At 69.8% G+C, this 6,417-nt stretch carries 3 protein-coding genes, 1 pseudogene and 1 CRISPR repeat array (1 of these 5 cut by a window edge); all 4 genes and pseudogenes read right to left on the reverse strand.

What is annotated here, in order from left to right:
- Positions 1-84 precede the first annotated feature (84 nt).
- Positions 85-1,260 (reverse strand): acyl-CoA dehydrogenase family protein, encoded by a 1,176-nt coding sequence (locus NGF19_RS07610; RefSeq protein ID WP_252423298.1) that lies wholly within the window; start codon positions 1,258-1,260, stop codon positions 85-87.
- Between the two features lie 336 nt (positions 1,261-1,596).
- Positions 1,597-1,737: pseudogene (locus NGF19_RS07615) on the reverse strand (peptidase C39 family protein); the annotation flags it as partial.
- 785 nt (positions 1,738-2,522) lie between these two features.
- The gene (locus tag NGF19_RS07620; protein ID WP_252423853.1) at positions 2,523-3,761 is read right to left on the reverse strand and encodes an IS701 family transposase; all 1,239 of its coding nucleotides are present in this window, start codon (positions 3,759-3,761) and stop codon (positions 2,523-2,525) included.
- A gap of 132 nt (positions 3,762-3,893) precedes the next feature.
- Positions 3,894-4,448, reverse strand: a complete 555-nt coding sequence (locus NGF19_RS07625; RefSeq protein WP_252423300.1) for an AAA family ATPase — start codon at positions 4,446-4,448, stop codon at positions 3,894-3,896.
- Positions 4,449-4,853: 405 nt separating this feature from the next.
- Positions 4,854-6,417: a CRISPR direct-repeat array (repeat unit 29 nt; unit sequence GGGACCATCCCCGCGGGCGCGGGGAGCAG) (it continues 844 nt past the right edge of the window).

Here is a 6,417-nt window from a genome sequence, read left to right on the forward strand (position 1 = left end):
TGCCGGGGCGCCACGACCCGGAGTGGGTTCGGCTCGCGGCGCCCCCGTTCGGTCAGGGCCTGCTCACGGCGGGTCTGGATCCGTTCAGCGCGTCTCGGGTCCTGCGAGGTGACGGGCGATGACCATGCGCTGGATCTGGTTCGTGCCCTCGACGATCTGCAGGACCTTGGCCTCGCGCATATAGCGCTCGACCGGGAAGTCCGCGGTGTAGCCGTACCCGCCGAGCACCTGGACGGCGTCGGTGGTCACCCGCATCACCGTGTCGGTGCAGTGCAACTTGGCCATGGCCGCCTGCTTGGCGAAGGGCCGACCGGCGTCACGCAGCCGCGCCGCCGCCAGATACAGCGCCCGCCCGGCCTCGATCTGGGTCGCCATGTCGGCGAGCATGAAGCGCAGCCCCTGGAAGTCGGAGATCGGCCGCCCGAACTGCTGCCGCCCGGAGGCGTAGGCGACCGCCTCGTCGAGCGCCGCCTGGGCCACGCCGATGGCGCACGCCGCGATACCGAGGCGCCCGGAGTCGAGCGCGGACAGGGCGATCGCGAAGCCCTGCCCCTCCTCCCCGAGACGGCGGTCGTCATCGAGACGTACGCCGTCGAAGTGGACCTGCGCGGTGGGCGACCCCTTCATGCCCATCTTCTTCTCCGGCGCCGCGCTGCTGAGCCCCTCGATGTCGCCGGGCACCAGGAACGCGGTGATGCCGCGCGGGCCCTCGCCGCCGGTGCGCGCCATCAGGGTGTAGAAGTCCGCGATCCCGCCGTGTGTGATCCAGGACTTGCTGCCGTCGACCGTCCAGCGCCCGTCGTCGCCCCGGACGGCTCGGGTCCGCAGCGACGCCGCGTCCGACCCGGAGGCGGCCTCGGACAGGCAGTACGCACCCAGCAGACCGCCCCCGAGCATCGCGGGCAGATGCTCGGCCCGCTGCTCCTTGGTGCCGTAGTACGCGAGGCCGTGACAGGCCAGGGTGTGGACGCTGACGCCGAGGCCCACCGTGAGCCGGGCGGCGGCCAGCTCCTCGAGGACCTGGAGGTAGACCTCGTAGGGCTGGTCCCCGCCGCCGTACTCGGAGTCGTACGGCAGGCCGAGCAGGCCGGACTCGGAGAGCAGGCGAAAGACCTCGCGCGGGAAGAGCCCGGCGTCCTCCTCCTCGGCCGCCTTCGGGGCGATCTCGCGCTGCGCGATGTCTCGGACGAGTGAGATCAGCTCTCGGGCCTCGTCCGTGGGCAGTTGTCGGTCAACCGGCTGCGGGGCGCGGTCGGGCATGGCAACGCTCTCCTCCCTCTCGGGCACATCGGCGAACACGCGCTTCGGTGGGGCGGCTCCGCCGGGTCTCACTGGCCCAGCCGACGCTCCCCACTCCGGGTCTCGGACGCGGCTGACCAGCGGCTGTGCGGTTGGAGTATGCCCGATCAGAGGCAGCGAGTCACCAGTTAACGAGCGCTTACTTTCGGAAGATTCCCGCCCGCACGAATGGTCTGAACCATTAGCCCGAACGGAGCAGTGTCCGGTGGCACCCCGAACATGGCGAGACCCCCGGTCTCCCGGGGGTCTCGCCATGTGGTCGGTACCTACAGCGTCGTACCTACAGCGTCAGTGGCATCAGCGGACACCCACCGCCGCAAGCGCCTTGCGCTGACGTCCACTGAGCTGAGCCGGGAAGTAGAGGTAACAGACCCCGCCCGTGCCGGAGACGACCGTGCCGGAGGCGTTGTGCCGCTTGGTGCGCAGCCAGATGTTCTCCAATTGGGAGGGCGTTTCCTAGCACGCGACGCCCTCCTAAGCAAACGCACAGGTCACAGCGATGGAACCAGTGAGGACTGGCGTGGGGTGTATGCGCTCGTGCTGACCCGGTGCTGGTTTCCGTTGGCGTCCGTTCCGGACCGTTCGGGTGCCTCGCGCTGGTTCCGTGCTGACCCGCTGCCCCTCTTCACCCGGCAGACCTCCACCCACTTGGTGCGGCCGCCTTTCCACACTACCGTCCTCGCGAACAGCCGAATCTTGCGTGGGGAACTGTTTATGCACGAGCCGATGTGGGACGTTAAGGCGCTTGCCGCCTATCTCGGGAAGCCGACTTCCTGGGTGTACGACAACCACCTCAGGGAAGAAGTACCGAGCTTCCGCGTAGGCCAGCAGCTACGGTTCTCCCCGACAGAGGTTCGGCAATGGCTGGAAGATCGATGCCGAATGGTCGCATGAACGTTAAATACAAGGAGACGGCCCGGGGCGGGCTGGCGGTGAACATCATCGAGTGCTAGAGAAACAGGCCCTGACCAGCTCGTTCGTTCCTTTCGGCGCTGTCATGACCTTCCTTGCTTACGCGGCGGAAAGTCCCTGGAGACTCTCTGAGACAGGTGTGGAAGTCCCTGGGAGTTCCCACAAGCCAGGCGTCTGGTCTTGTGGCTCGTGCCAGGTACTCAACGACAGTCCTCCGTCGTCCGGAATCACTTCACCAGCGAAGACGGTGGCTTTGATCAGCTCGCGCGGGCGCGAAGTGTGCCTAATACTCCAGCCGTAGATCGTGATCTTCATGTCTGATTCGCGGCTTGTCGTCGGTAATGGCTTGCCTGGGCTCGTGCCTGGTGGCGGCGTCGCCAGGCGGACCAGCCGAGCCTGTGGGCCGCGTCGTGCATGGGTTGGGTGAGGAGCATCGTGAACAGCCGCTGGATCTCGTTGCAGGTGAGCGGGATCAGCTCGTCTGGGGCGGGATGGCGGGCGTGTTCATCAGCGCGGACTACGGCGAGGAAGGCGTGAGCGAGCATGGCCAGGGTGACCCAGCCGGACCACGAGGTGAAGCGCCGGACCTGGTGTTCGTCCAGCCCGGCCAGGCCCTTTCCGGCCTGAAACGTCTCTTCCACCCGCCATCTTGAACCGGCGACGCGGACCAGCGTGGTCAGGGGCACCGGGGCGGGCGAGAAGCAGCGGTAGTAGGCCAGTTCGCCGGTGGTGCGGTTGCGGCGGATCAGCAGTTGGTGGCTGCCGGCCTGGGCTTCGGCCAGGTCGATGACTGCCCAGTCGTAGAAGCGGTGCCCCTTGGCCCCAGCCCCGGCCGACAGCTTCTGCCAGGCCCGCTTGGGCACTTTCGCGGCCAGGACGTCCGCGCGGAACTTCCCGGCAGTGGTGGTGACTTCGGCCGAGCAGGCCACGGCGAGCACGTAGCCGACTTGGCGCTCTTCCAACGCGGACCGCAGGCGCGGGTTGCCGCCGTAGACCTCGTCGCCTGCGACCCAGCGCACGCGGTGTCCGGCGTCCAGGAACCGGCCGATCATGCGGGCGGCCAGCTCCGGCTTGGTCGCGAAGACGGTGTCCTCGCCAAGGCCCGCTGCCCGGCAGCGGGCCGGGTCGCACGTCCACGAGCGCGGAATGTACAGCTCACGGTCCACTGCCGCGTGCCCGCGGCGGCCAGCGTAGACGAGGTAGACGGCGACCTGGGCATTCTCGATCCTGCCGGCGGTGCCGGTGTACTGGCGCTGGACACCCACGGTGTGCGTGCCTTTCTTCACGTCCCCGGTCTCGTCGACGACGAGTACCGCATCCTCATCACTCAGATGCTCCAGGACGTACTCGCGCACGTCATCACGGACTCGGTCGGCATCCCACCTGGCCCGGCCGAGCAGGTGCTGCATGCCGTCCGGACTGGGCTGCCCGGCCCACTCGGCGATGCTCCAGCAGTTCTTGCGCGGCAGGTCCGACAGCAGCCCCAGCACCAAGTCCCTGACCCGGCGCCGGGGTTCGACCCGCGCGAACCGGCCCGCTATCCGGGACATCAGGGCCTCGAACGCCTCCTGCCAGCGGGCAGGGTCTACGCTGTGACCCGCGGCCACCATCTGAACTTCAGTCTTCACACACCGATGATCATCGGTGGCCGCACCCCTCCCCGGACGGACTCGTCGGCACGATCACCGTCTGCTCGCGGAACGCGGCCCGGTCCAGTCGGTGGCGGCCACCACCTCGTGCGCGATGTCCACGACGGCCCGCCCATCCGTCACCACCCTTACGGTCTCCGCGGGTGCCAACTGGTCCAGCAGCCGAGCCTTGCGAGCACTGCCCTCCAGCTCCTGCTCCAGCTCCGAGCCGAGTTCCCGGCGCACCAGCCGCTCACGGGCGGTGGCATCGGAGGCAGTGAGCAGGACCCGTACGATCCGCACCCCCGTCCCCATGGCACGCTCGAACATCCCAGCCGCCTCGGGAAGAACCACCACGGTGTTCGTATAGATCAGCCGCCGGTAGCCGCGCCGGGCGAAGTTCGCCCACACAGCAGTCAGATTGCTCTCCGTGATCTCCGAACGGTGAGGATCCCCTTCCGGGGCCGGATGAACCTGGCCCATGAAGTCTCCATCGATGACCGCATGGGAGACCGCCGCTGCCCGCAGCAACGCTGAAACCTCCCACCCCACTGTCGTCTTACCGACTCCGGCTCGCCCTCCGATGAGCAGTACTTCCGCGTGATCCATAGAGGCAGCGTGCCAGCTCGCATCCCTCTCACGCGATCCGATATCGACAGCCCAGGGCTGCGGGCACCATGAGCAAGATCACGATCTACGGCTGGAGTACTAAGAGGTCACGCCGATAGGCGCGTTGAGTGAGTCTGGGCGGCGACCAAAGATGAGGTCCAGCGGCCTGTGCCTCAACGTGCGGGGCGGAAATCCCGAGGACGGCGCGCAGATCGTCCAGCACGACTGCGACGTACACACGCCCACCCGACGGTTCACCCTGGGCTGACCTGAGCCTGCCGTCAGGCACGTTCCTGTAGACCATTGGCCCACGGCCGCTGACCGTGGGCCTTGGCGTCAACCTGACACCTTCCCATCAGCCCCGGGTGGGGCAACGTTCCTGGACGAGGCGGGTCGACCGTCAACGGGACCATCCCCGCGGGCGCGGGGAGCAGGGCTGCTCATCACCGCGTTCCGTCACCTTGCCGGGACCATCCCCGCGGGCGCGGGGAGCAGGGCTGCTCATCACCGCGTTCCGTCACCTTGCCGGGGCCATCCCCGCGGGCGTGGGGAGCAGGAGGAGGGCCCGCTGATGAGTGCCCTCGGCAGGGGACCATCCCCGCGGGCGCGGGGAGCAGCTCCTGCGTCGTGCCTTCGGCACAGCCTGGTCGGGACCATCCCCGCGGGCGCGGGGAGCAGTTGGCCTTGACGTACTCGGAGTCCCGGATGACGGGACCATCCCCGCGGGCGCGGGGAGCAGAGCAGCGGACGGCCGGCGCCGAACCTCTGCGCGGGACCATCCCCGCGGGCGCGGGGAGCAGCGGACGGCCTTTACGTTGCCGACGTCGTAGATGGGACCATCCCCGCGGGCGCGGGGAGCAGACCATCTGGTGCGGGGAAGGGGATGGAGTGGAGGGACCATCCCCGCGGGCGCGGGGAGCAGTTGCCGTCCTCGTCCACGTAGACGAGCCGCCCGGGACCATCCCCGCGGGCGCGGGGAGCAGTTGCGGTCCTGCCCCAGGTAGACGCCCACGGCGGGACCATCCCCGCGGGCGCGGGGAGCAGGGGCGGGATCATCTCCCGGATGCGCGAGGCCGGGGACCATCCCCGCGGGCGCGGGGAGCAGGTCGAGCACGCAGACACGCCCCCACCGGCCGTGGGACCATCCCCGCGGGCGCGGGGAGCAGATGGAGCCGGTGTCCACGGGTGGCTCGCGGGAGGGACCATCCCCGCGGGCGCGGGGAGCAGGATGCGGACGAGCGCTGTGCCGATGTCTTCGTGGGACCATCCCCGCGGGCGCGGGGAGCAGCGCCACCTGCACGAAGCAGGTGACGGGCCCTTGGGACCATCCCCGCGGGCGCGGGGAGCAGCACGACCGGCCGACCAGCGCCGCGTTGGCCGGGGGACCATCCCCGCGGGCGCGGGGAGCAGTCGCGCAAGACCGCCAAGGCCTGGCGCGCCGTGGGACCATCCCCGCGGGCGCGGGGAGCAGTCGGTCAGGATGCGGCTCATCTGGCCGATGAGGGGACCATCCCCGCGGGCGCGGGGAGCAGTCCAGCACGACCAGCAACAGCCTGGACGGCGCGGGACCATCCCCGCGGGCGCGGGGAGCAGGAGGTCGTCTCGCCCTCGGTGATCGGTCCCGTGGGACCATCCCCGCGGGCGCGGGGAGCAGTGCGATTCCCCGCCTGCGCCGGACTGTCCCTGGGGACCATCCCCGCGGGCGCGGGGAGCAGTTTTGGGCCGGGCAACCCTACGCACTCGTGAGGGGACCATCCCCGCGGGCGCGGGGAGCAGAACTGGGTGCCGGGAGCGGTCCCGTGCCACAGGGGACCATCCCCGCGGGCGCGGGGAGCAGATCCAGTCGGCCGCGCTGTACCCGCGCCCGCCGGGACCATCCCCGCGGGCGCGGGGAGCAGAGCGCCCGGCTACGCTTCCCGGTACGCCGCTGGGGACCATCCCCGCGGGCGCGGGGAGCAGCACAAACTGA

Origin of the sequence: Streptomyces macrolidinus (genome assembly GCF_023887685.1) — a bacterium.
Lineage (GTDB): Bacteria > Actinomycetota > Actinomycetes > Streptomycetales > Streptomycetaceae > Streptomyces > Streptomyces macrolidinus.